The organism is Comamonas sp., assembly GCF_036643215.1.
Classification (GTDB): domain Bacteria; phylum Pseudomonadota; class Gammaproteobacteria; order Burkholderiales; family Burkholderiaceae_C; genus Comamonas.
The window spans coordinates 1-23,176 of record NZ_JAVXSJ010000024.1; the positions used below are offsets into that span (position 1 = coordinate 1).

The 23,176-nt window shown below is 56.6% G+C and carries 20 protein-coding genes and 1 pseudogene; 8 read left to right on the forward strand and 13 right to left on the reverse strand.

Features of this window, described 5'->3' with window-relative positions:
* Positions 1-2,399: alanine--tRNA ligase (alaS, locus tag RSF91_RS15255; RefSeq protein ID WP_332569220.1), on the forward strand; the 2,399-nt coding region annotated here is incomplete at its 5' end.
* A 207-nt stretch (positions 2,400-2,606) separates the two neighbouring features.
* On the opposite strand, the gene trmB is transcribed toward alaS, so the two are convergent.
* The 4 genes from trmB to RSF91_RS15275 all read right to left on the reverse strand — a co-directional run bounded on the left by trmB (position 2,607) and on the right by RSF91_RS15275 (position 6,659).
* Positions 2,607-3,353: a tRNA (guanosine(46)-N7)-methyltransferase TrmB gene (gene trmB, locus RSF91_RS15260; RefSeq protein ID WP_332569263.1), complete on the reverse strand. Its 747-nt coding sequence runs from the start codon at positions 3,351-3,353 to the stop codon at positions 2,607-2,609.
* A gap of 29 nt (positions 3,354-3,382) precedes the next feature.
* Positions 3,383-4,447 (reverse strand): tRNA glutamyl-Q(34) synthetase GluQRS, encoded by a 1,065-nt coding sequence (gene gluQRS / locus RSF91_RS15265; protein ID WP_332569221.1) that lies wholly within the window; start codon positions 4,445-4,447, stop codon positions 3,383-3,385.
* Positions 4,448-4,480: 33 nt separating this feature from the next.
* Entirely contained in the window at positions 4,481-5,587 is a 1,107-nt protein-coding gene (locus RSF91_RS15270) for an NAD(P)/FAD-dependent oxidoreductase (RefSeq protein WP_332569222.1), read from the reverse strand.
* Between the two features lie 133 nt (positions 5,588-5,720).
* Positions 5,721-6,659 (reverse strand): LysR family transcriptional regulator, encoded by a 939-nt coding sequence (locus RSF91_RS15275; protein WP_332569223.1) that lies wholly within the window; start codon positions 6,657-6,659, stop codon positions 5,721-5,723.
* Between the two features lie 123 nt (positions 6,660-6,782).
* Here RSF91_RS15275 and RSF91_RS15280 point away from each other — a divergent pair, with 123 nt between their 5' ends.
* The 3 genes from RSF91_RS15280 to RSF91_RS15290 all read left to right on the forward strand — a co-directional run bounded on the left by RSF91_RS15280 (position 6,783) and on the right by RSF91_RS15290 (position 8,679).
* Positions 6,783-7,484 (forward strand): pirin family protein, encoded by a 702-nt coding sequence (locus RSF91_RS15280; RefSeq protein WP_332569224.1) that lies wholly within the window; start codon positions 6,783-6,785, stop codon positions 7,482-7,484.
* 61 nt (positions 7,485-7,545) lie between these two features.
* Positions 7,546-7,953, forward strand: a complete 408-nt coding sequence (locus tag RSF91_RS15285; RefSeq protein WP_332569225.1) for a DoxX family protein — start codon at positions 7,546-7,548, stop codon at positions 7,951-7,953.
* 171 nt (positions 7,954-8,124) lie between these two features.
* Positions 8,125-8,679: a flavodoxin family protein gene (locus tag RSF91_RS15290; RefSeq protein ID WP_332569226.1), complete on the forward strand. Its 555-nt coding sequence runs from the start codon at positions 8,125-8,127 to the stop codon at positions 8,677-8,679.
* Positions 8,680-8,831: 152 nt separating this feature from the next.
* Here RSF91_RS15290 and RSF91_RS15295 read toward each other — a convergent pair whose 3' ends face one another.
* Entirely contained in the window at positions 8,832-9,614 is a 783-nt protein-coding gene (locus tag RSF91_RS15295) for a sulfurtransferase (protein WP_442878866.1), read from the reverse strand.
* A 1,017-nt stretch (positions 9,615-10,631) separates the two neighbouring features.
* On the opposite strand from RSF91_RS15295, the pseudogene RSF91_RS15300 reads away from it, so the two are divergent.
* The 3 genes and pseudogenes from RSF91_RS15300 to RSF91_RS15310 form a co-directional block, all read left to right on the forward strand.
* Positions 10,632-10,802, forward strand: a pseudogene (locus RSF91_RS15300) (transposase); the annotation flags it as partial.
* Between the two features lie 259 nt (positions 10,803-11,061).
* The gene (locus RSF91_RS15305; protein WP_332569227.1) at positions 11,062-12,936 is read left to right on the forward strand and encodes a site-specific DNA-methyltransferase; all 1,875 of its coding nucleotides are present in this window, start codon (positions 11,062-11,064) and stop codon (positions 12,934-12,936) included.
* On the forward strand, positions 12,933-15,695 hold the full coding sequence (locus RSF91_RS15310; protein ID WP_332569228.1) for a DEAD/DEAH box helicase: 2,763 nt from the start codon (positions 12,933-12,935) through the stop codon (positions 15,693-15,695). Before RSF91_RS15305 ends, RSF91_RS15310 begins: the two co-directional genes overlap by 4 nt.
* A 67-nt stretch (positions 15,696-15,762) precedes the next feature.
* On the opposite strand, the gene RSF91_RS15315 is transcribed toward RSF91_RS15310, so the two are convergent.
* The 5 genes from RSF91_RS15315 to RSF91_RS15335 all read right to left on the reverse strand — a co-directional run bounded on the left by RSF91_RS15315 (position 15,763) and on the right by RSF91_RS15335 (position 18,177).
* A complete protein-coding gene (locus RSF91_RS15315; protein ID WP_332569229.1) occupies positions 15,763-16,854 on the reverse strand; it encodes a hypothetical protein in 1,092 nt (363 codons plus the stop codon).
* Position 16,855: 1 nt separating this feature from the next.
* Positions 16,856-17,233, reverse strand: coding sequence for a hypothetical protein (locus tag RSF91_RS15320; protein WP_332569230.1), 378 nt, complete (start codon positions 17,231-17,233; stop codon positions 16,856-16,858).
* A gap of 38 nt (positions 17,234-17,271) precedes the next feature.
* Entirely contained in the window at positions 17,272-17,598 is a 327-nt protein-coding gene (locus tag RSF91_RS15325; protein ID WP_332569231.1) for a hypothetical protein, read from the reverse strand.
* Positions 17,599-17,704: 106 nt separating this feature from the next.
* On the reverse strand, positions 17,705-18,013 hold the full coding sequence (locus tag RSF91_RS15330; RefSeq protein WP_332569232.1) for a hypothetical protein: 309 nt from the start codon (positions 18,011-18,013) through the stop codon (positions 17,705-17,707).
* 2 nt (positions 18,014-18,015) lie between these two features.
* Complete coding sequence (locus RSF91_RS15335) at positions 18,016-18,177, reverse strand: hypothetical protein (protein ID WP_332569233.1); 162 nt, start codon at positions 18,175-18,177, stop codon at positions 18,016-18,018.
* Between the two features lie 341 nt (positions 18,178-18,518).
* On the opposite strand from RSF91_RS15335, the gene RSF91_RS15340 reads away from it, so the two are divergent.
* Positions 18,519-19,193 (forward strand): recombinase family protein, encoded by a 675-nt coding sequence (locus RSF91_RS15340; protein ID WP_332569234.1) that lies wholly within the window; start codon positions 18,519-18,521, stop codon positions 19,191-19,193.
* A gap of 63 nt (positions 19,194-19,256) precedes the next feature.
* Here RSF91_RS15340 and RSF91_RS15345 read toward each other — a convergent pair whose 3' ends face one another.
* The 3 genes from RSF91_RS15345 to RSF91_RS15355 all read right to left on the reverse strand — a co-directional run bounded on the left by RSF91_RS15345 (position 19,257) and on the right by RSF91_RS15355 (position 23,114).
* Positions 19,257-21,275 (reverse strand): tyrosine-type recombinase/integrase, encoded by a 2,019-nt coding sequence (locus tag RSF91_RS15345; RefSeq protein ID WP_332569235.1) that lies wholly within the window; start codon positions 21,273-21,275, stop codon positions 19,257-19,259.
* A 185-nt stretch (positions 21,276-21,460) separates the two neighbouring features.
* Positions 21,461-22,312: a MinD/ParA family protein gene (locus tag RSF91_RS15350; RefSeq protein ID WP_442878867.1), complete on the reverse strand. Its 852-nt coding sequence runs from the start codon at positions 22,310-22,312 to the stop codon at positions 21,461-21,463.
* 4 nt (positions 22,313-22,316) lie between these two features.
* Positions 22,317-23,114 carry a GGDEF domain-containing protein gene (locus tag RSF91_RS15355; RefSeq protein ID WP_332569236.1) on the reverse strand — a complete coding sequence of 266 codons (798 nt, stop codon included), beginning with the start codon at positions 23,112-23,114 and terminating at the stop codon, positions 22,317-22,319.
* Between the last annotated feature and the right edge of the window lie 62 nt (positions 23,115-23,176).

The window sequence follows — 23,176 nt, forward strand, 5'->3', positions numbered from 1 at the left end:
GCAAGCACAACGATCTGGAGAACGTGGGTTACACCGCGCGTCACCATACTTTCTTTGAAATGCTGGGCAACTGGTCCTTCGGCGATTACTTCAAGAAAGAGTCGATCGAGTGGGGTTGGGAGCTGCTGACCAAGGTCTTCGGTCTACCTGCTGAAAAACTGCTGGCCACCGTCTACTACGAAGACGATGAAGCCTATGACATCTGGAAGAACGTCATCGGTCTGCCTGCAGAGCGCATCATCCGCATTGCCGACAACAAGGGCGGCAAGTACAAGAGCGACAACTTCTGGATGATGGCCGACACCGGCCCATGCGGTCCTTGCTCGGAAATCTTCTACGACCACGGCGCGCACATTGCCGGCGGCCCTCCCGGCTCGCCTGATGAAGACGGCGATCGCTTCATCGAGATCTGGAACCACGTGTTCATGCAGTTCGACATGAAGGAAGACGGCTCCGTCGTCAAGCTGCCCGCGCCTTGCGTGGACACCGGCATGGGTCTGGAGCGTCTGGCTGCCATCTTGCAGCACGTGCACAGCAACTATGAGATCGACCTGTTCCAGGCCTTGATCAAGGCCGCTGGCCGCGAGACTCATATTGAAGACCTGAGCACCCCATCGCTCAAGGTAATTGCCGACCACATTCGCGCAACCTCCTTCCTGGTGGCTGACGGCGTGATTCCTTCCAACGAAGGCCGTGGTTATGTACAGCGCCGCATTATTCGCCGCGCGATTCGCCATGGCTACAAGCTGGGCCAGAAGACCCCGTTCTTCCACAAAATGGTGGCGGACCTGGTCGTGCAAATGGGCGATGCATACCCCAAGCTCAAGGAGCAAGAAGCGCACATCACCAGCGTGCTCAAGGCCGAAGAAGAGCGCTTCTTCGAGACCCTGGCCAACGGCATGGAAATTCTGGACAGCGCACTGGCGGGTGACGTCAAAGTGCTGCCCGGCGATGTGGCCTTCAAGCTACACGACACCTACGGCTTCCCGCTCGACCTGTCCAACGACGTGGCGCGTGAGCGCGGCGTAACTGTGGACGAGGCCGGTTTCAAGGCCGCCATGGAGCACCAGAAGAGCACGGCCCGTGCTGCTGGCAAGTTCAAGATGGACCGCGCGCTGGAATACACGGGCGATGCCAACACCTTTGTCGGCTACGAAAAGCTGGCTGAAGCTGCAAAAATCGTAGCGCTTTACGCTGACGGTGTCAGCGTGAACGAGCTAAAGGCTGGCCAAAACGGCGTCGTCGTGCTGGACACCACTCCTTTCTACGCTGAGTCCGGCGGTCAGGTGGGTGACCAAGGCGTGATCACGGCTGGCGCTGCGCGCTTTGCGGTGGAAGACACGCTCAAGATCAAGGCGGATGTGTTCGGCCACCACGGCCAGCTGGAGTCTGGCAGCCTGAAGGTGGGCGATGCCGTTGAGGCGCAAGTGGACACCGCCGTGCGCGCTGCCGTCATGCGCAACCACTCGGTCACCCACATCATGCACAAAGCCCTGCGCGAAGTGCTGGGCAGCCATGTGCAGCAAAAGGGCTCGCTGGTCAATGCTGACCGCACCCGTTTTGACTTTGCGCACAACAACCCAGTCACCGCTGAGCAGATCCTCGAAATTGAAGCCCGCGTGAACGCTGAAATTCTGGCCAACACCAGCACCGAAGCCCGCGTGATGGACATCGAAAGCGCTCAGCAGACCGGCGCCATGATGCTGTTCGGCGAAAAGTACGGCGAAACCGTGCGCGTGCTCGACATCGGTTCCAGCCGCGAACTGTGCGGCGGCACCCACGTGCACCGCACGGGCGACATTGGCCTGTTCAAGGTGGTGGGCGAATCTGGCGTGGCCGCAGGCGTGCGCCGTATTGAAGCCATCACCGGCATCAACGCGCTGGCCTATCTGCAGTCGCTGGAATCCACTGTGGATCAGGCTGCTGCAGCCTTCAAGGCACCTGCAGCCGAGCTGAACAACCGCATTGGCGGCGCTCTGGATCAGATCAAGGCATTGGAAAAGGAAATCGCTGCGCTCAAGGGTAAGCTGGCTTCCAACCAAGGCGACGAACTGGCTACGCAAGCGGCAGTGATCAACGGCGTGAAGGTTCTGGCTGCCAAGCTGGAAGGCGCCGATGCCAAGACTCTGCGCGACACCATGGATAAGCTCAAAGACAAGCTGGGTGCAGCCGTGATCGTGCTGGCCGCGGTGGATGGCGACAAGGTGCAACTGGCCGCTGGCGTGACCAAGGCTGAAACTGCCAAGGTCAAGGCGGGTGAGCTGGTGAACTTTGTGGCCCAGCAAGTGGGCGGCAAGGGCGGCGGCAAGCCCGACATGGCCATGGCCGGTGGTACCGACGCAGCGGCCGTGCCCGCAGCACTGGCCAGCGTGCAAGCCTGGGTGACAGAGCGCCTGTAAGCGCGTTGGAAAAGGCAGCGAATACTGCCTTGTCCCAAAGCAAAACGCTCCTCAATGAGGAGCGTTTTTTATGCCCAGCTGCAATATGCCGCAGCGAGCCTCAACCAGAAACATCGAGCAAGGGCCGCCCCGCAGCGATGATGTTGTCCCCCTTCCATAGCGCGCAGCGCGTAGAGAAAGGGGGAAGGCGCAAAGCGCCTCAGGGGGTTACTTCTTCCTGAACACCAGATCCCAGACACCATGACCCAGGCGAATGCCGCGGTTCTCAAACTTGGTCAGTGGGCGGTAGTCGGGCTTTTCAGCATAGGCTTCAGCCGTGTTTTGCAGTGTGGGCTCAGCGCTCAGCACTTCCAGAATCTGCACCGCATAGGGCTCCCAGTCGGTAGCGCAGTGGATGTAGCCACCGGGCTTGATACGGGCTGCCAGCTTGGCGATCAGGGGGCTCTGGATCAGGCGGCGCTTGTTGTGCTTCTTCTTGTGCCAGGGGTCGGGGAAGAAGATGTGCACGCCATCAATCGATGCTTCGGGCAGCATGTTGTCGATGACTTCCACGGCATCGTGCTGCAGGATGCGGATGTTCGAGATTTCTTGCTCGCCAATGCGCTTGAGCAGCGCGCCCACGCCGGGTTCGTGTACTTCGCAGCACAGGAAGTTGTCGTCAGGGCGCACGCGGGCGATATGGGCTGTGGCTTCACCCATGCCAAAGCCGATTTCAAGAATCAGCTTGCCGTCGCGGCCGTAGGCGGCAGCGGCGTCCAGAGGAGCTTGCTGGTATTGCAGCAAAAAGCGCGGACCCAGGTCTTCAAAAGCCTTGGCTTGACCGGTGGTGGTGCGGCCAGCACGGCGCACAAAGCTTTTGATGACCTTGGGGTAGGCCACGCCTTCAGGCGCCTGGCCCTGGTCTTTGGGTGCTGGTGCAGCAGAAGCGTCAGCAGCGGGCACGTTTTCGGCCATATCGGAGGTAGGGGTTGGAATAGATGAAGTCACGGGGCAATATTGTAGGTTTGACGCCAGCAATTGATCCAGAAGCTCAGTGCCAAAGGCAAGGCGCTTGCGGGGCTTTCGTCATGGAGGGATGGGGTCATAGGCGCTTGTGGCAGGCCTAGCTGTGCAGCGGCGTCGCTCAGGGCGCGCAAGGGCTGGCTGACATCGACTGCAGGCGCACCATGCTGTTTAGAGAGCTTTTCGCCGCTTTCCATGCGTACCAGCGGCGTGTGCAGATAGCGCGGCTGGGGCAGGCACAGCGCCTGCTGCAGCAGCAACTGGCGCGGCGTGTTATCCGTCAGGTCTTCGCCGCGCACGACGTCGGTGATGCCTTGGCTTGCATCATCGACCACCACGGCCAGCTGATAGGCCCAGAGCCCATCGGCACGGCGCAGCACAAAGTCGCCCACGCTGGTTTGCACATTTTGCTGCTGGGCTCCGAGCCTTCGATCAAGCCAGTGCAGCACGGGTGTATTGCATTCGAGTTGCAGCTGACCGATTGCTATGGTTTGAATAGCTGCTTGCGCTTGATGTGCAAGCGCAGAAGGCCTGTTTTTATGTAAATCAGCAATCTGCTGCTCCAGCGCAAAGCGCCAGGCTCTGGCAGGTTTGCCATGCAGGCCGTTGCGGCAGGTGCCGGGGTAGGGGCGCTCTACATGGCGCTCATGCTTGAGGCCTTGTGCCTGCCAAGCGGCTTCAATGTCTTTGCGCGTGCAGCCACAGGGGTAGGCCAACTGCTGATTTTGTAGCTGCTGCAGTGCCTGCTCGTAAAGCGCATGGCGCTGCGACTGCCAGACCACGGGTGCATCGGAATGCAGGCCGAAGGCGGCCAGTTGGCGCAAAATTTCCTGATCGGCACCGACCTGGCAGCGTGGTGGGTCTATGTCTTCAATGCGAATCAGCCATTGGCCCTGATGTGCACGGGCATCTAGCCAGCTGGCCAGCGCAGCGACCAGCGAGCCCGCGTGCAGCGGGCCGGTGGGGGATGGCGCGAATCTGCCGATATAGCGCCCCGAAGAAGAGGCACTTTGAGAGGGGAAAGTGAGAGCGATGGCCGAAGTCATGAGGGACGCAATCTTACGCCCCTCATGCTGCTCTCAAACCAGTGCCAGAGCCATTTCCAGACCAGAGATAAAAGCGTCTTCCACCCGCGAGCCTGTGCACCAGTCGCCGCACAGGGCCAGGCCGGCCGATCGGTCATAGGCAAAGGACTGGCCCAAAGGGGCCAGCGTCTGTGCGTTCTGCCAGAGGTAGACGCTGGCGTGGCGAGGGGCGACGCGAATGCCCGTGATTTCGCCAAAGGCCTTTTGCAGCTTGGAGAGCACGCGCGTGGCGTCGTCATGGCGGTGCTCGTTGGACCACAGCGGGTTGGCGTGAATCGTCCAGCGCTCGGTCTGTGCACGGCCGGGCTTGGACGATTCGCGGGCCACCCATGAAATACGCTCGTGCGTGCTTCGCGAGGCATTCCACTGCGGGCCCAACGTGCTCAGACCCGCTTGTGCGGCCATGGGGTAAGAGAGAGTCATGGCCCAACAGGGTGCCATTTCTACGGTAGCCAATGATTTGGCCAGCGCCGCACCTTGCGGGGCGGTTTGCAGCAATTGCACGGCCACTGGGGCGGGCACGGCCAGCACCACGCAGTCAAAACCATCGGCAATTTGCGGGCCGTGGTCTTCGGTGTCCAGCATCAAAGACCACTGGTGGTGGCTTTGGCCCTTGCCGTTGGCGATGTGGTGGCTCATGGCCCGGACGGACTGGCCCAGATGCAGCTTGCCGGCTTCCCACAGCGGTGTGGCCCATGCCAGTGGCAGGGATTGCATGTCGGGTATGCCAACCCAATGGGTCTCACGCACGGGGGCCAGTTTGTCGATGCGGCGGCCATGGGCGTTGCGCGTCTGTATGTTGTTCAGGCTCCAGGCGCGCAGATTGCCGGGCGTGGTGTCCAGCACTTTCTGAAAGCGCGGGTCGCGCACGGTGAAGAACTGGGCTCCGATGTCAAAGCTGCCATAAGGGCCGCTGACAGATCGCATGCGCCCACCGGCCTGTGTCAGGCGCTCATAGACATGGACCTCGTGCCCGGCTTGCAGCAGCGTGCGGGCGCAGGCCAGACCTGCAATACCCGCGCCGATGACGGCGATGCGCCGAGGCCGGGAGGTGGTTGAAGAAGTAGCCGTTGCGGAAGCAGGAGTACGGGAAGCGTTCATGTAAAAGCCTTTTCAACACCGTTTGACTTCTAGCGTAGCAGCTACTTTAAAGATAGCAAGTGCTGCTTGTGCTGAGTTGTTGCATCGCAATTCACTCTACATCGGCGCGCTGGGGCTGCAAGCAAGTCAGCACTTATTGGCGGTGATGGTTTTCCATAAGCGCCTTGCGCGTGGTGGGGCTTTCCAGCTGTTCCAGCCACCATTGCAGGGCGCGGCCGGGTGTGCGGTGAGCGGCGCCCTGCCATGCGTAATGCAGGCGCAGGTTGCGGCTTGCGCGCTGCACTTGGCGCGTGATGAGCAGGCCCGCATCGAGATAGGTCTGCACCATGCCGCGCGGCAAAAAACCTGCGCCAATGCCGCGCACCTGGGCCTCGACCTTGGCGTGCATGCTGTCCACTGTCAGCACATCCTGCCCGCTGACAAGGCCGTAGCTGGTCTTGCTGCGCACGCCAGAATCTGCCACGGCAATCATGCGGTGCTGCAGCAGCACCTCATCCGACAGCGGCTCATCGTGCTGGGCCAGAGGGTGGTGCGGGGCCATGGCAAAGACAAAGTCCACCTCGCCCAGCTCGCGCGTCTGCAGCTCTGAAACATTGCTGGTATTGACTGCCACGCCAATGGCCAGATCGGCCTGGCCGCTGGTCAGCACTTCCAGTGTGCCGTTGAGAATGGCGTCTTTCAGCTTGAGGCTGGTGGGTGGGTTGAGGGCGTAGAAGGCTTCAACCAGCTCAAAGATGGGCGTGCGCGCCACGGCCCCATCAATCACGAGGGTCAGCTGTGGCTCCCAGCCGGTGGCCACGCGCTTGACGCGGTGGGCCACGGCATCAATCTCCTGCAGCAGGCGCGCGCCCTCGTGCAGCAGGGTCTGTCCGGCCTCGGTGGCCTGCGCATGGCGCGAGCTGCGGTCAAACAGCAGCACATCGAGCGCATCTTCAATCTGTCGCACCCGGTACGTCAGCGCACTGGGCACCAGACCCAGAGAGCGGGCGGCAGCGGCAAAACTGCCGGTTTCAGCAATGGCCTGCAGCATGGCCAGGCTGTCGGGGGTGAGCACATCGCGGGAGCTGGGCATGGGGTGGTAGAGGGTTCAAAGAGTTTGAATGATGCCATCAACAGGGTTCAGCCACAGCGCGGGCGGCAACTTCTACAGTTGAGCCATACAGAAACACAACCACCTGAACGAAAGGATCGCACCATGATGACTCTGCGCAAATCCCAGGAGCGCGGCTATGCCGACCACGGCTGGCTCAAGTCCTATCACAGCTTTTCGTTTGCCGGCTACCACGACCCGCGGCATATGGGCTTCGGCAATCTGCGGGTGATCAATGAAGACCGCATTGCCCCTGGCACCGGCTTTGGCGCTCATGGTCACCGCGACATGGAAATCATCAGCTATGTGCTCGAAGGTGCGCTCTCGCACAAAGACAGCATGGGGCATGAAAAACCTATTTTGCCCGGCGAAGTGCAGCGCATGAGCGCAGGTACGGGTGTGGTGCATAGCGAGCAGAACTACGCCCAAGACAAGACCACGCACTTTTTGCAGATCTGGCTGCTGCCCGCCCGCAATGGTGTTGAGCCCGGCTATGAACAAAAAGCGTTCAGCGATGCTGAAAAACGCGGCCGCTTGTGTCTGGTGGCTTCGCCTGACGGGGCTGAGGGTTCGGTGGCCATGAATGCCGATGCGCGCTTGTTTGCAGGTTTTTTTGACGGCGCTGAATCAGCCGAGATGGCTTTGCCCGCTGGTCGCAAGACCTATGTGCATCTGATTCGCGGGGAGCTAGATGTGAATGGACAAACTCTGACAAGCGGTGACGCTGCGCTTATTGAAAATGAGGAGCAGCTGCGCCTTGCCAATGGGCGGGCCGCGGAAGTTCTGGTGTTTGATCTGGAACCCTGATCGCAGGGCTTGTGCAGAAGTAAATCAATGCGGCCCAGAGCCGCAAGGAATGGAATTTGAAATGCTGAATCAACTGAAGAACCCGCTGGATCTTGTGGGTCGTATTCTGATTGCCTTGCTGTTTTTGCCGGCTGGCATTCAAAAAATCAGTGGCTTTGCAGGCACCGTAGGCTATGCCACATCGGTGGGTATGCCCATGCCGCAGATTGCGGTGGGCGTGGGGCTGGTGATTGAGATTTTGGGTGGTCTGGCCATTTTGCTGGGTTGGCATACCCGCTGGGCGGCGTTGATTCTGGGCTTCTTCACCCTGGTAGCCACCTTCTTCTTCCACAATTTCTGGGGTGTTCCCGCCGAGGCGGCCATGATGCAGCAGCTGCTGTTCTGGAAGAACATTGCCGTGGTCGGCGGTTTGCTGGGCTATGCAGCCCATGGTGCAGGCGCCTGGAGCGTGGATGGCCGCAAGGCATAAATAGCTTTGTAGCCCAGATGCAGAGCGCGCAAGCAGCTATAAATTTGATACGCTATTGCGCAAGGTAAACAAGGCCCGTCGGGTGAAAATCCGGCGGGCCTTGTTTCATACAGGTTTACGGCGGCTGGGTGGTATGCCCGCGCCAGTTCAAGCGAGCAAGAAAGAAAAATCATGAGCAATATCGTTGTGGTCTACCACTCGGGCTACGGCCACACCCAGCGCATGGCGCAATCTGTGGCACAGGGCGCTGGCGCGCAACTGCTGGCCATTGATGCCGAAGGTAATCTGCCTGAAGGTGGCTGGGAGCAACTCGCCGCTGCCGATGCCATCGTGTTTGGCGCACCCACTTATATGGGCGCACCGAGCTGGCAGTTCAAAAAATTTGCCGATGCCTCGTCCAAGGCCTGGTTTGTGCAGGCCTGGAAGGACAAGCTGTTCGCCGGTTTCACCAACAGCGCCAGCGTGCAGGGCGACAAGCAGGTCACGCTGGATTATTTCTACCATCTGTCCATGCAGCATGGCGGCGTGTGGGTGGGTCTGGGTCTGTTGCCATCGAACACCAAGGCGGCGCAACGCAACGATGTGAACTGGATTGGCAGCTTCAGCGGTGCCATGGCGCAGTCACCTTCTGACGCCTCGGCCGGTGAAATGGCGGTGGGTGATCTGGAAACTGCGCGCCAGTTTGGCGACCGCGTCGCCAAGGCGGCTGCACGCTGGGCCAAGTAAGCGTTCAGCGAAGAATTTAGACGCTATCTAATTCAAAGCGGCCAGCGCGTGTCATACAAGGGCTTCAGGGTTGAATAATCCTGAAACTCAGTATGAACCAGCGCGAGCCGCTTTGTTTTTGATAGTGGCGTTGAGCGCCACTTTTGCGTTTCTTACTCCGCGTCTTGTTCCATCAAATGCTTTTTGATGGGACGAGGGTGAACCAGCTCGGTCTTTGCCAGATCGGTGCTCAGCGAGTCGCGGCCGTCGAAGACAAAGCAGCCGCCGTCGTAGAACTTGCCATCGGTTTCCTCGAAGTATTTGAGGATGCCGCCTTCGAGCTGGTAGACGTTTTCAAGGCCTTCATCGCGCATCAGGATGGCGGCTTTTTCGCAGCGAATGCCCCCCGTGCAGTAGCTGACCACGGTTTTGCCGGCAAATTCGGCCTTGTGCTCGCGCAGGGCCGGCGGGAATTCCGTGAACTTGGTCAGGCGCCAGTCCACGGTGCCGGCAAACGCACCTTCGTCCACTTCGTAGTCGTTGCGGGTGTCCAGCGTTACCACTTCGCGGCCATCGTCGTCGTGGCCTTGCTCCAGCCAGCGGCGCAGCGTGGCAGGCGCAACCGATGGCGCGCGGCCATTGGCGGGGCGAATGGTGGGGTGGTCCATGCGAATGATTTCATTCTTGACCTTGACCAGCATCTTGCGAAACGGCACGGTCTCGGACCAGCTTTCCTTGGGCATCAGGTCGGCAAAACGCTCATCCTGGCGCAGCGCATCGACAAAGCGGTGGACGGCTTCGGCCGGGCCAGCCAGAAAGAAGTTGATGCCTTCCTCGGCCAGCAGCACCGTACCTTTGAGGTTCAGGGCTTGGGCGCGCTCATGCAGCGTCTCGCGTAGCTGAGCAGCATCGGGCAGGGGCGTGAATTTGTAGCAGGAGATGTTGAGTATGTGCAAGAGTATTTCTCCTGACTGAACGAGTTTCGATCGTATCACCCTGTTGGGTTCCCAGATTGTTCCACTCCTGGGCGTGTTCGCGTTGGGTGCTTGGGTAGGCGGTGGGCTACTGCCGGAGCTGGCCTGATAGTGAAAATCTGTGAAGCCTATTTGTTTTCTGGCGGGTTCCCCATGAATCACGTGGTTTGCCTTACATGTGCATGCTTGGATCGTGCCGGAAGTGAGCTAAATCGCAGCATGAAGCGGCCTTTGCACTGGTTTGGTATGGAGAGCCGCTTGCGCTTGTTTTGATCGCACTGAGGCGGTTTTGATGCTGTGCCGGAGCTGGCTTGCACTAGATTGCGCTGATTTTGCCGATGCTGTCAGCTCTTGCGCTTTGCTTGCGCTTTATTTGCGGTCTCTACCTCCTGTAGCCCGTGATGCTGTCTTGCCAGTCGCTTCGCGCCCTGATGCTGATGCTTCTGCCCCATGTGCCGTGGCCGCGTTGTTGGTTGGCGCAGCCAGCTTGCGGCGCTGGGACTGTTTGCTGATAAAGTGAGTACCTCTCATGCAGAGCGTCAGCGAGGCATGACATTGAGGAAGTCGCTTGATTGCTCATAGCACTGCATGAGCGATGCGAAGCAGAGCGATTGCCTGTCAGTGGCTTAATCATCTCTTTCTGTGTATCTCTCTTTCTTGTATGTCATCGCCGTGATCAACGATGCAAAGCAGAGCGAGGCACGGCATACATCCATCTTCTGTCTCTCCCCATCAGTCGCTACGCTCATTGTCTGTTAGGCAGTTACAAGGCTTTTCCCGCTTTTAGGGCCTGCTGCATGGGTTCTAGCCGGGCGCACATGGCTGAGCTGACGACGATGCTTACTCTGAGTGCAGCAGTTTTCAAGGTGCCTCGGCCGTCGGCGGGGGCGCGGCCTGGATTCCTGATCGCTAACAAATCTGTCGGAAATTCCGTGCACTTTTTTTAAGCAATCGTTAGGGCGTGTCATCTAATTTGGTTCACGCTACGTTATACCTAGCGTGGCTCGTAGATATGCTTTGATTGATAGCCAATGGGAGCAAATTAAAGACCTTCTGCCAGGAAGGGCTGGACATGTTGGCGCTCCCGCCAAGAACAACCGCTTATTTGTAGATGCTGTGCTGTTTCGCTACCGTGCAGGCATCTCGTGGCGAGATTTGCCCAAGCGATTTCTCTGAGCCTCAAGCTTGCAAAGCTGAAACTCCGTACAACTTCAGCGTCAGCTACCCCCATTTCAGATATCAAGGAAGCCAAGCCTAGCATCAGAGGAGAGATGATCAGCGTGCTACTCTGTAATGTGAAGATAGAGAGCGTTTATTCTCCCTGCTGAGAAAGGCCGCTCGCAAATTGGCAGCGTACCAGACTGCTGAGTGCGGCCACACGATCCCACACGAGCGACGAAAGCGGGCCTAAGAGCCCTTCAGTGAAACAATGAAAAATGCTGGAAAGCAGAACCTGCTAGACAACCTTGAGCAAATGTCTGCGCCTGAACTACGTCGGCTGCTGACTGAGCACCTGACCCGACAGAAGCTCGGACTGTACTGGGAGCGTGATGCTATTGCGCACGATAAGGCGTTGAATGCGAACGTCGTGTTACCACGCTTGGTGCGTGAGTGGAGTCACACGCCAGAGGGCTGCACAGAGCACCGCAATCTCATTATTGAGGGCGACAATTTCGACAGCCTGCGCTTGCTGCGAGCTACCCATGCTGGCAAGGTACGGGTGATCTACATCGACCCTCCCTACAACACTGGCAACAAAGACTGGGTCTACAACGACAGCTACGTCGGCAAAAACGACCGTTGGCGCCACAGCCAATGGTTGGAGTTTCTTTATCAGCGACTGACGCTTGCGCGCGACTTGCTGACAGCTGATGGTGTCATTCTTGTCAGCATCAATGACGAAAACCGTGCTCGGTTGGAGTTGCTGATGGATGAAGTTTTCCCCGGTCGTCGAGTTGGCTGCTTTGTCTGGCGCAGCCGAACCGGTGGAAACGATACAAAGGGGGCATTCTTCTCTGATAACCACGAGCATGTCTTGGTCTATGCCAACCAAGGATTTCGCTTTACTGGGGATGAAAAATCCTACTCCATGTACAAGTATCAGGAGGGTGAGCGACTCTTTCGACTCAGTGACCTAACAAAGGCGCATGACTTCCGCGAGCGCCCCAATACGTACTACCCGATATACGACCCAGAAACTAACATTTATTACCCATGCAACCCGCAACGTGTATGGGCCTACGCCTCAGAAAGAAAAATCAAGGAAGGGCAAAAAATCCGTGGAGACACGATTGAGGCTCTTACAGCAAAGAAGTTGATCTGGTTCCCTTTAGAGCAGCGGGTCGAAATCTTCGAAACGCTGGAGCAGCTCAAAGAGGCAATTCAACGCAAGGATGTGCCGATGAGCGGAAGTACTCCTCTGCTCTTTGATGACATGCCAGATCTTGAGTTTTGGGTGGGCAAGCAAATTGGCTACGGGCGCCCAGCATTCAAACGCTTTAAAGAAGGCTTAAAAAATGAGAACCAGCCAATCTCATCTTGGTTGACCCCGAGACAAGAGCAAGACACGTTAGTGGAAGGGCTCAACATGCCTGTAGTGGGGACCACCGAGGAAGGGTCAAAGGAGCTCAAGGAAGTAATGGGCGACAAAGCGTTTCCATACCCCAAACCTCCGTCATTGCTCAAAGGCTTATTGGCACAAGCTACGCGCCCTGGCGACATTGTGCTGGACTTCTTCGCAGGATCTGGCACAACTGCTCAGGTGGTCATGGAACTGAATGCTGAAGACGGCGGGCAGCGTCGGTTCGTGCTCTGCAGCAGCACCGAAGCGAACGACAAAGAGCCTGCTAGAAACCTCTGTCGTGACGTCTGCGCAGAGCGCATGCGTCGGGTCATGCAAGGCTATGGCAATAAAGCTAGTTACAGCTTGGAGCAAGGGGGGGAGTTCGCCTACCTGCAGCTAGACAAGCTTGATGCCTCTGATGTAGCGCTGGATGCCACAGCAGAACATGCCGCCACTTTATTGACCATGCGCCATGCATCATCAGCGCCTGTAGCCCATCAAAGCGGTTCCGTTCGACTGATCGCTAAAGGAGCCGATTGGCTGATGACCCTGTGTCCCACAGTCAATAACGAGGTGCTGGACGAGCTGTGTTGCCTGCCAGAGCAGTATCACGAGGCTCGGCTTGTGGTGTACGCCTCTCGCCCTAAAGCATTGGCTGCCTTGCTGGCTGAGAGAGGGGTAGAGGCGCAAGTCCACGCCTTACATCAAGCACTGATTCAGGGCCAGGGAGGCCGTCAATGAACAAGCCCGAAGTAACGACAACAGCAATGACTACGGCACAACCCATTTTCCAAGCTTCTCTGGATTTAGCGGTCCGAGCATCAACGCTTCAACCTGAGCAATTCCAGGCTGAGTTGATGGACAACATCAGCAAGGCTTTGCTTCGCACGCCATCGCCACCGTGCCTGCTGCGTGCACCAACTGGCTCTGGCAAGACCATTGTCATGGGCCAAGTCTTGCAGCGCATTGGGGAACAGCGCGATGTGCTGTGGTTCTGGTTTGTGCCATTTGTGACGTTGGTGGGACAAACTCTGGACTCCCTCTTGCATCATGCGCCGGGACTCTCGCCCGTACTGTTTTCACAAGGACGCAACCAGGACGTAGGCGCAGGCACAGTGCTCATTTCTACCGCTCAAGGCGTAGCCCGAGCACAATGGCGCACCAAAGGTTATGACGCCGATGCCGACGACGATGTGCGTACTTTGGCAGCCTTGGTTGCCCGCGCTCGCGCTAAAGGCTTGCAAGTTGGCCTAGTAGTCGACGAAGCGCATATTGGCTTGGACAAGAGCACCGAGTTCGGCAAGTTTGCCAACTGGTTGCACGCTGACTACCTGCTCATGGCAACAGCTACACCTAAGGACCAACGTTTGACAGACTTCCTGGCTCACGGTGGTTATAGCGGGCAAGAACACTTCTCGGTCAGCCGTGATGATGTTGTAAAAGCTCGCCTCAACAAGCAGTACATCGAGGCGGTGGTGTACAGCCTGGGAAGCACCATGCAGCAGGTGACCGACTTGAGGCGCACGGTACTGCGACAAGCTTGGGCACGTAATTTGTTGATAGGCCAGCTGCTACAGAAAACAGGCATTGCCTGTACACCCCTTTTGCTGGTGCAAGTCGCCAATGGCGAGCGGACGGTGGACGAGGCCGCCGATGAGCTGATGCGCCAATGCAATGTGCCGCCCGAGGCCATCGGCAAGCACTCTGCGGATGAGCCTGATCCAGTATTGATGGCAGCAATTGCCAACGACACCACCAAACAGGTGCTGATCTTCAAGCAGTCTGCAGGTACTGGTTTCGACGCTCCACGCGCTTTTGTTTTGGCCAGCACTAAGCCTGTAAATGATGCAGACTTCGCCATGCAGTTCATTGGTCGCGTCATGCGAGTAGCGCGTCAAGTTCGGGAGAGCTTCCCGAAGCCACAACCCATTCCTGCAGAGCTCAACACAGCTTATGTGTATCTGGGTAATGCACAGGCGCAAGCTGGCTTTGAAGCTGCAGTCCAAGCTACTAGTGAGGTGAAAAGTCAGCTTGAGGGGCAAACCGAAAAACTGATGGTTAGACACACGGTTGCGGGGGGGGTGGTTTACACAAACCGCCCCTCGGACAATCAACCGCTGAGCTACAGCATGGGACTGCCAAGTACACAAGCTGCAACCCAAGTACAGGACCCAAAGTTCACACTCACAACTCCTACAGGGCAGCCTTCTACCAGCGGTACCACCCCTCAACTCTGGGGGCAGGATCTTTTCGGCGAGTCAACATGGACTCTCGACACTCATGCAGCAGAGCCCACACAAAAAAAAGCACCTCGCATCAGCAAACCTCGCACGCGCTCCGAGGTATTGTCAGCTTTGATTGAAAACCGACTAAAAGCCTTTCATCGCAAAGACAACCTGCCTACTTTAGGTGCGGCACTAAAGTCTGAAGAAAAACCTTCACTGGTTGATCTATCGACTATATCGCTGCAGGTTGCCCAATCTTTGGAAATCAGTGCAGCGCTGGCTCAGACAGCAGTGAACGCCGCACTCAATCGAGTTCGGCAAAAAGAAGTTCACAAAGAACTCACCGAAGGCACCAGCTACGAAGATGAGATCCAAGTCGTGACAGACCGAGCAGGCTTGGCTCGGGAAGCCATGACTGCCCTTGAGGAGCTTCCGCATGCGGAGGAAGAGGACTACCGCATCATCGTGAAAACCATTTCTGCCAGATTGAAACCCGCTTTGGACACTGCGCTTGCGGTCACTCCTGCACAAGTGATGCTTTCGGAGAAAGACCTTGTGCGTCTTTCACGGGATGCGGCCCACTGGGTTATCCGTGATTGTGCCCAGGAACTGCGTGAAGCCATCTTCCAAGCCATTGCAGACCAAGCGAAGCTAGTCGATGCTCAGCCTCTGCCCGATGTAATGATTTTCCCAGAAGACCTTGCGCTAGAAGTCTCCAGCAAAAATATCTATGGCGTCTTACCACCCTCTACCGACGACGCACAGAGTGTAGAAACCGTGCTCTACATGGAAGAGCGGAATTGGTGGGCCGATCAGCTATTTTCACTCGAAGACGGTAGCACCTTCAGTGTCGGCCGGTACGATGGCTGGGTGAAGCTCAATAGCTTGGAGCAAGCATTCGCCAGAGCACTTGATGAGGCTGACTTCGTTCACTGGTGGCATCGAAACCCCGACAAAAAGCCATATTCAGTGCGCGTGGTGCGGGCTGAACACGATCACTATTTCTATCCGGACTTCGTGGTTTGTATTTCGCATGACGCTGGAGAAACCCCAATTCAGCGGCTGCTGGAAACTAAGGAAAGCACCAAGGACGCGGCGCGCAAATCACAACACTTCCCTGCAGCATACGGCAAAGTCTTGTTCCTCACGCCGGATGGCAACCGCCTTCGGTGGGTGAATGACGATGGGAGCTTGGGTGAGGTGGTCAAATTGACAGAGCCACAGGCGATTCAGACAAAACTAAAAGCGTCTGCGCACACTTGCCAGCTTGCATGAATTGAATACTTTTTATCCTGGGTAGTCGTAACCAGCACAAGTGGTCATGTCACACAAATGTGCGGGGTTATGCGGCCATGCGTAGAAACGCCTTGCTTATGCGCTCATTCCAAAGCGATTGACTGGCAGGCCACTCGGGGGGCGTGATCGGCAGCTTAATCACTTTTCCGTTTTGGTCAATCGTTTGGACTTTGCAACTTGGCTCAAGCTGCATAGCGTACTTATAAGGCTTCTGATTCCTGTTTGGGGTCTTGGCTTCTGCCTTGATCCATTCGTCTAAGCTCTCTTCAAACTGTAGCTTCCAGCGCTGCACAAGTCCGGAAAAGCCTAGCTTAATGTGGTGTGCATGCCAGCACTTGGCAAGCTCTCCCTTTGCGGTATTGCCCTTGTGCAGGTCTTCGTCCAGGAGGTCAAGAACATCATCAATTGGCATTGCCCGCCCTAGTGATGTTTGTTCGATGCGGAAAAAGTGCCGTGATTCGGGCCATTCAGGGCTGCCTCGGTGGTCGCTTGTCTTTTTGTAATGCCGAAGCAGTGTGCATTCGCACATGCGCCCATCTTTCTTCGGATCGTTGCCGATGTAAACGGTTTTTCCCGACGTCAGGGCACGGGCGATACCCTTGTACGGGTCGCCGCTTATCTTGTTGGTATGCGTGCGCAAGCTTGGCAGTCGGTAGATCGCAATGCCATTCAGGGGCTGAATGCAGCGCGCCAACTCTGCGGCAAATGAACCCCATGCGTTCATCAGCTCCTGAGTAACTGCGCCGGTCTTGCTTGCTGGCCGCACAAGATCAGTGCCGTGTTCGATTGCATCAAATTCCTTATGACGAACTGCGCCAAGCTCTCTAAAGATGAAGTGCTCAATAGCTTTACGGCTGAAGTTGCCGGACAGAGGGTCGTGAAATGTCAGCCGTATGAGCTTGCTTGCGTTACCTGTCTTGCCAGGCATGGCAAACGACACATGCACAGCCCCGCGCCCCTCGCGGGGCCAAGCGTGGGGCAACGCTTCTTCGATCGTGCGTGGCTGATGTGCGGCTGTGGTCTCGATAACTACATCAATCCAATCAACATTGGCCCGTGTCATGCAAGTGTTGAGGATCGCGTAGTCAGACAGCCCCAGCATTGGGGCGCTGGGCTTCTTTTTTGCTGGCGCTGTCATGTCAAACCGGAGTAGCTTCTACCCAGTTGGCGGGGCAGATAGGTGACGCTAGCAGGTCGGCGTCAACCGAATAGCGCTTGATCGCTGCGCGGGATGGCTTGTACCCTGGAAAGCGTGCACGGAACTTGCGGATGAATTCAGCAATGTCCTTCTCGCGGTACAGAGGGACTTTGCTTTGGCCGCTTCTGGTGCGCTTGTAAGCGCAGGGGTGTAGACATAGCTCTGCACTGCCCTTGATGCCAGCGTGTCGCCTGTCAGACGTGCGGCATGCCCACAGTTTGAGGTATGTTGGCCAGTCGTAATCAAAGCCAAGGACGCGAGCGAGAACAGCGTCAACGTGACGCCGCTCCAGCAATGAAAGTTCGATTTTTGCAGTCATGTTTTTTTGTTGTGTTGACTGAGGAAGGGACTGTGAAATCAGGTAGCGGTTAGGTTGTCGTGAGTGTCGTAACCATCGCCCGTGAAGTTCGGAGGGTAGAAAACCCAGCCAGCGGGGCCACTTGGTGTGCCTCGCCAAAATGCGTGCGTCTCATGGCCGCACCAATTGACGTGCATGTGAGTCACTCCAGCATGGGTCACGGGAGGCGAGAGCTGGGGCGCGGCTTCAAGGTCGGTAAGTACGTCTTCGTCCAAGCCATGCATCTCGTGAGCGCCGGTGATGAGCCAGCCACTGTCCTTGCATGCCGTCGCGCTGATACGCGTTAGCTTGTCGCGCCCTTGGTCCAGATACAGGGAAGCGCACATTCCTTTGGTTTCTACGCTAACCAATGCACGGACGGCTTTGAACGCATCGAGAGCAAGGGTGGGAAATTTTTCGACGTTCATTATTCTTTTTCTTGTCGGTAGTGGATTACTTGGTCTCTTCGCGCCGGGCGATGAGGAATTTCAGGGACTCTTCCGAGTAGCCATGGCGGGATGCCCGCTCCATCTCAAACTTGCGCACGCGGGCAAGCTCTTCCATGGTGAACAGGAGGCAATTGCCGATGCGCTGGGAGCGCATGCGGTAGCGAACGTGACGACCTGAGCGGTTATTGTGACGTAGCCAAGCACTCCACTGAACAGCATTGCGAATCGGTGCATGCTCGGCCAGCCATTCGGCGGCACGTGCCGTTGGAAGCGCGAAAGGGGCCGAAGCTTCAGCGCTGGAAGTTGCGCCCATTGTCAAAGGGTCACCTTGAAAAAGGTTTGGCCTGGGATGACCTCGATCATCTTTGCACCGCATGGCAGGGCGTAGCGCATGGTGCCGTCTTCATGCTGTATGCACTTGGTGTCAAGCGTCAGCACGTCAGCAGCATCTTCAAGCTTCATGAGTTCAAAATGCATTGAATTTCTCCATTTATTTATAAGTGAGTATTTGCATTAATGTATTTGAATGCGTCTCATTTGTACAGTTTAATTTCACATTAAGAAAAAACTGCATCAAGGGCTTCAATGCCAGAGCGATTCGAGATAAGGGGTACAAGGTCAGCAGGCGAATAGGCGGCACTGTCGACAGGTGAGCGACGCAATGCTAAGGCATGCTCAAAATTGATAGCTGCGTAAATTCACAGTTCTTTTGGGTATACCCCATGCGAACCATTTAAAAGTTCGTTAAATCAATCAATCGAACCATATAAAAAGAACTAATATAATCGAACCACTCAAAGCGAACTCGGTTCCAAAACATGCAAGCCCCAAACAAGTCAGCCCCCTTTGTTCGTGCCTACCTTCGCGCTTCGACAAAAGAACAGGACGCCAGCCGCGCTGATGCGGCTCTTGAACAGTTCGCCAAGGAAAAGGGGCTAATCATTGCCGCCAAGTACACCGAGAACGAATCAGGGGCCAGCCTCGCGCGCCCGGAGCTGTTTCGACTGCTGAATGATTGCCATCCCGGCGACATACTGCTGATTGAACAGGTTGACCGACTGTCCCGCCTGGATGATTCCGACTGGTCAAAGCTCAAGGATGAAATCAAGGCGCATGGCGTGCGTATCGTTGCCCTGGACTTGCCTACTTCTGTGGAATGCTTGACGAAGGACAGGGACTCATTTACCGGCGCGATGCTCGAAGCGGTGAACGGCATGTTGCTGGATATGCTGGCGGCGATTGCTCGCAAGGACTACACGGATCGCCGCCGCCGCCAAGGTGAGGGCATTGCGAAGGCTAAAGCTGCGGGCAAGTTCAGGGGTAAACAGGTAAATACAGAGCGCCATGCTGTGATTGCCAGCATGTTGAACAAGGGCATGTCCTGGACGGACATTCAAATAGCAACCAGCGCCAGCCGTTCGACTATCAAGCGCGTGAACGATGCTCGAAAAGAAGCTCTCGCCATGAGTGACGCCCCGGCAAGCGTAAAGTAACGCCTTGGTAAGCCCAATGGCCCGAAGGACAGCCGCTCATGCGGCTGTTTGTATTTGTCCTGATCAGCGCATTTCTCTTTTCTTCTTTGCGGGTGCTGCGTGAATTTTTGCCGGGCTAGGCATTTTGGTTATAAAACGGGGCTTTACGTCTTCCCATTTCGGGATAAGTGAGAAAACATCTCTTGGTAATTTCATATTCTCGATTGCCCCACGTAGAGTAGAGGTTTCCAGTATCATGTATTGCCGCGTTGTCATGCTTGATTGAGCATGACCTAGTATTCCATTGACTACATATTCTGGGACTGCGGCGCTTAATAGCTTGGATGCCATCGTGTGTCTGAAACTATGGAATACAGCCTTTCCTTCTTCATTCTCTACAACGTCGCACGCCCTGCGGTAATTTATAAACCACTTCACCATTTCGTAGTCGTAAGTTTTGGAGTCGCGAGTCACATCTTGTGGATCCATTTCTTGGAATAAACACCAATGGTTTGTGGATCGGAGTTCTTCAACGTAATCAAGGAATCCAAGCGCTATCAAGTCCGAATGTATTGGGACAAGCCTTACTGATGTTTTTACCGTCTTTGTGCTTTTTCTTCTCATGCCGTCAATGTCTTCACCGGCGTTGATGTCAATGCACATGATCCCGTCTTTTTCAACAATGTCAGACAGCCGGAGCTGGGCAAGCTCGTTTGCCCGTGCCCCAGTGAACAGAGCCAGAAGCGGCAGCCAGTAGTGATAACGCCCTCGAAAGCGCTTGATGCCGTAACCGTAAAGCCTATCAATACTTCGCATCTTTCCCGTGAATAGCTTTGTCAGGTCTTCATTGCTAAAGATTCTGCGGGTCTTCGTTGTGCTTTCAAGCATTTCCCGTTCATCAGCTGTAAAAATGTTATCTTTGCATTTTCTGCACGGGTTGCCATATTTTGTAAAACCCCATTTGTCGGGATTTGCTGAATTTTCAAGTCCCCATGTAAAAAACGCTTGGACTTTTAGCACGTGTTCGGTCGATGTTTTTATATCTACTGTTTTCCCTTCTTCTTTCTTGTTTATTTCGGCCGCTTCACGGCGTGACAAATTTTTGAACCTGTTGCTGCCATTTTTGTTTGGCGGCATATCGTTTTCAATGTCGAGAAATTCACGAATTGTTTTGCGGGATATATCGCAGATATACATATCCCCCATTGTTGACATAAAAGCGCGTGCTGCCTTGAGGTATTGATTCTTTGAAGAGTCAGTAAGTCCCGTCTTATTATCTTCGTAATCCTTCACAAGTTCTGAGAATTGAACTTTCGGGAGTTCTTGCGCTTTAGTCATTGCTTCAAGGACTGCATCAGTTATCTGGCTTGCCTGTGTGCCGGAGCGTGCAAGCGCGGCCATGGATACGTCAGCTATCTGGCTTGCGTGCTCTGTAGCGATACGTGCGCGCTCGGCCACGCGCTCGGTTTGGAGCTGGGCTGCACGTTGACCAATGGCGATGGCGACTGTCTTGGTTCGCTCTGCCTGCTGTTGCGCCGCCTTGGTTTCATTGATGTACTGTGCTGCGACTTGGAGCGCTGCATCTTTGGCTGCCTCTGAGGCTTGAAGCGCCGCCCGGAGCTGGGCATTTTCGTTATCGCTTTCCTCCCTCAGCACCATGAGGGCATGCACGTCATCAGGCTTGAATGCTGCAGCTTGTTCCCTCTGTTCGCGGGCTTTCTGCTGCCGAGCAGCCTCTGCGGCGTACTCGTCAGCGTCTGAGGCGTACTGGGCAGCCTCTGCAGCTTCGTCGTGGTCTGGGATGGGCTGGGCCTGCTGGCGCTGCTTGATAAGGGTCAGAAGGCGATTGCGGGCCTCTTCTTGCTGTTCTGGCGTGGGGATCGGGTTGTTCTTGTTCATCTCGGCTCTCAATTCATCGAAGGCCGGTATTTTCCTCGCCTGAATGAGGTGTGCTGACCGAATTGCCTCCCGGCGTTGCTCTGTGCCGAGTGATAGCCGCATCTCGGCACGCCCAAGGGCTGGAACCAAGTCCTTCGGGATATGGATGCGCGCGTGGAACTGATTGCCGTGGCGGTTGCGAGTGAGTCCGAGTCCTGATTGCATGGCTGCGCCCTGTCACCTTGTGGCGTCACGTTTTCGTAACACCTTGGCTTGTTGCGGCAGTCAGGTAGGTTGAATATCTAGCAAAATCAACGTGTTAGATTGCGAAGTCAAATACACGTTGAGTATGTCGGCCACGTCGGTATCCGGGTGCGGCCACTCGGTGGCTGCGTCGAGGGTGACGCAGCTCAGACCGGGGCCGTCAGTGCTGCCTTGATTTTATTGGACAGCTGTGCCACTGCGAGAGAAGCGGGTGCTCCGGGCATGGATTGCAGCAGCAACTGGCGGCGCATCACGGCTTCACGCACGGCAGAATCAACCGGAATATCGCCCCAGTGCGTGAGTTGCAGCGGCTCTCCAGACTCGGTGGTCACAAAGCGGTTGAGCACCTGCTGGAGCTGGCTGGTAATGGCGCGGCCATCGCCGGGGCGCTGTGCCTGGTTGATGACCAGGCGCACCTGCTGGCGCTTTTGCTGCAGTGCCAGCACCTTGATGGCGGCGTAGGCGTCGGTCAGCGAGGTGGGCTCGGGTGTGGCCACGACTAGCACTTCGGTGGCTAAGGAGACCGAGAACAGCACCACATCAGAGATGCCAGCGCCGGTGTCGAGCAAGATGATGTCGTAGCGGGGGCGCAGCGTCTCGATGGTGCGCATGAACTGGGCGCGAATCTCGGGCGTAAGGCGCGAGTATTCGATCATTCCAGAGCCTGCCAGCAGTACGGAGTAGCCGCCGGAGGTGGTCAGAATGGCTTCATCCAGCGAGGCGCGGCCCGTGAAGACGTCGTGCAGGGTGACCTTGGGGTAGAGGTTGAGCACCACATCCAGGTTGGCAAGGCCCAGGTCTGCATCCAGCACCAGCACATTGAAGCCGTGGCGAGTAAGGGCAGCAGCCAGGTTGGCGGACACAAATGTTTTGCCTACACCGCCTTTGCCACTGGTGACAGCGATGATGTGGGCCAGTCTGGATCGGCTGGGCGCCCGTAATGCATCTTCCATGGAAATATGTGCGGGCAGTGTGGGAAGTGTGACCAATGTATCCATCGTCTCAAGGTGTTATGACCTGGCGCTGGGCGTCGGTGTATACGTCTGGTGCTGTGTTGTGCTCTGAGTCATTTTCCTCGAAAGCGGCGGCAGGCAAAGGGCTGAAAAGCAGGCTTTTTTCCTCGGCACTCACGGTACTGTCGGGCGGGTCTTCCATGAAAACGCAGTTGCGGCCTGCCGATTTGGCCAGGTACAGCTGCCGGTCGGCACGTTCTGTCCATAGCTGGGTCGTGCTGCGAATCCATTGCTGGGCGTAGACACCGCCAATGCTCACAGTCACATGCAGGGTCTGACCGGAGGAGATGCGGATGGGCGTGGACTCAATGGTCTGGCGCAGGCGTTCAGCCACCGCGTGGCCCTGATGGGCGGGGCAGACCGGCAGAACAATGGCAAATTCTTCGCCGCCATAGCGGGACAGCGTGTCCATGGGGCGTATGCCTTCGGACAGGGTCTGCGCCACGGACTGCAGCACCATGTCACCCGCGATGTGGCCATGCGTGTCATTGATCTGCTTGAAGTGATCAATGTCCAGCATGAGCAGCAGAGCCGTTTCGCCGGAGCGGGCCACGCGGTCCATCTCACGCTCGATGACGGAGCGGAAATGGCGGCGGTTGGCAAGCCCCGTGAGGGGGTCGCGCAAAGACAGCTCGCACAGACCGTCAATCAGTGCTTGCAGGTAATGGGTGGGAGTGTCCGTGGGAAGGCGAATCTCGCCGCCGCCTGTGCGTGTCACCAGATTATGGGCGGTGGCAAGGCGCAGATCGCGCAGAAACACGGATTGATGAGGTGCGGATGAGGTCACAACTTGCTATCAATGATGGCTATCAGTGTAGCAGTGCGCCTTGATTTTCTGTAACTGCAGGT

What these genes read in the sequence shown, in the direction of transcription:
- RSF91_RS15305 (WP_332569227.1), top strand. Translation starts at nt 11,062, where the DNA reads ATGAAAAATGCTGGAAAGCAGAACCTGCTAGACAACCTTGAGCAAATG.
- RSF91_RS15315 (WP_332569229.1), bottom strand. Translation starts at nt 16,854, where the DNA reads ATGACAGCGCCAGCAAAAAAGAAGCCCAGCGCCCCAATGCTGGGGCTG.
- RSF91_RS15325 (WP_332569231.1), bottom strand. Translation starts at nt 17,598, where the DNA reads ATGTGCGCTTCCCTGTATCTGGACCAAGGGCGCGACAAGCTAACGCGT.
- gluQRS (WP_332569221.1), bottom strand. Translation starts at nt 4,447, where the DNA reads ATGACTTCGGCCATCGCTCTCACTTTCCCCTCTCAAAGTGCCTCTTCT.
- RSF91_RS15270 (WP_332569222.1), bottom strand. Translation starts at nt 5,587, where the DNA reads ATGAACGCTTCCCGTACTCCTGCTTCCGCAACGGCTACTTCTTCAACC.
- RSF91_RS15320 (WP_332569230.1), bottom strand. Translation starts at nt 17,233, where the DNA reads ATGACTGCAAAAATCGAACTTTCATTGCTGGAGCGGCGTCACGTTGAC.
- RSF91_RS15335 (WP_332569233.1), bottom strand. Translation starts at nt 18,177, where the DNA reads ATGCATTTTGAACTCATGAAGCTTGAAGATGCTGCTGACGTGCTGACG.
- RSF91_RS15280 (WP_332569224.1), top strand. Translation starts at nt 6,783, where the DNA reads ATGATGACTCTGCGCAAATCCCAGGAGCGCGGCTATGCCGACCACGGC.
- RSF91_RS15285 (WP_332569225.1), top strand. Translation starts at nt 7,546, where the DNA reads ATGCTGAATCAACTGAAGAACCCGCTGGATCTTGTGGGTCGTATTCTG.
- RSF91_RS15340 (WP_332569234.1), top strand. Translation starts at nt 18,519, where the DNA reads ATGCAAGCCCCAAACAAGTCAGCCCCCTTTGTTCGTGCCTACCTTCGC.
- RSF91_RS15310 (WP_332569228.1), top strand. Translation starts at nt 12,933, where the DNA reads ATGAACAAGCCCGAAGTAACGACAACAGCAATGACTACGGCACAACCC.
- RSF91_RS15275 (WP_332569223.1), bottom strand. Translation starts at nt 6,659, where the DNA reads ATGCCCAGCTCCCGCGATGTGCTCACCCCCGACAGCCTGGCCATGCTG.
- RSF91_RS15345 (WP_332569235.1), bottom strand. Translation starts at nt 21,275, where the DNA reads ATGCAATCAGGACTCGGACTCACTCGCAACCGCCACGGCAATCAGTTC.
- RSF91_RS15350 (WP_442878867.1), bottom strand. Translation starts at nt 22,312, where the DNA reads ATGGATACATTGGTCACACTTCCCACACTGCCCGCACATATTTCCATG.
- RSF91_RS15330 (WP_332569232.1), bottom strand. Translation starts at nt 18,013, where the DNA reads ATGGGCGCAACTTCCAGCGCTGAAGCTTCGGCCCCTTTCGCGCTTCCA.
- RSF91_RS15290 (WP_332569226.1), top strand. Translation starts at nt 8,125, where the DNA reads ATGAGCAATATCGTTGTGGTCTACCACTCGGGCTACGGCCACACCCAG.
- trmB (WP_332569263.1), bottom strand. Translation starts at nt 3,353, where the DNA reads ATGGCCGAAAACGTGCCCGCTGCTGACGCTTCTGCTGCACCAGCACCC.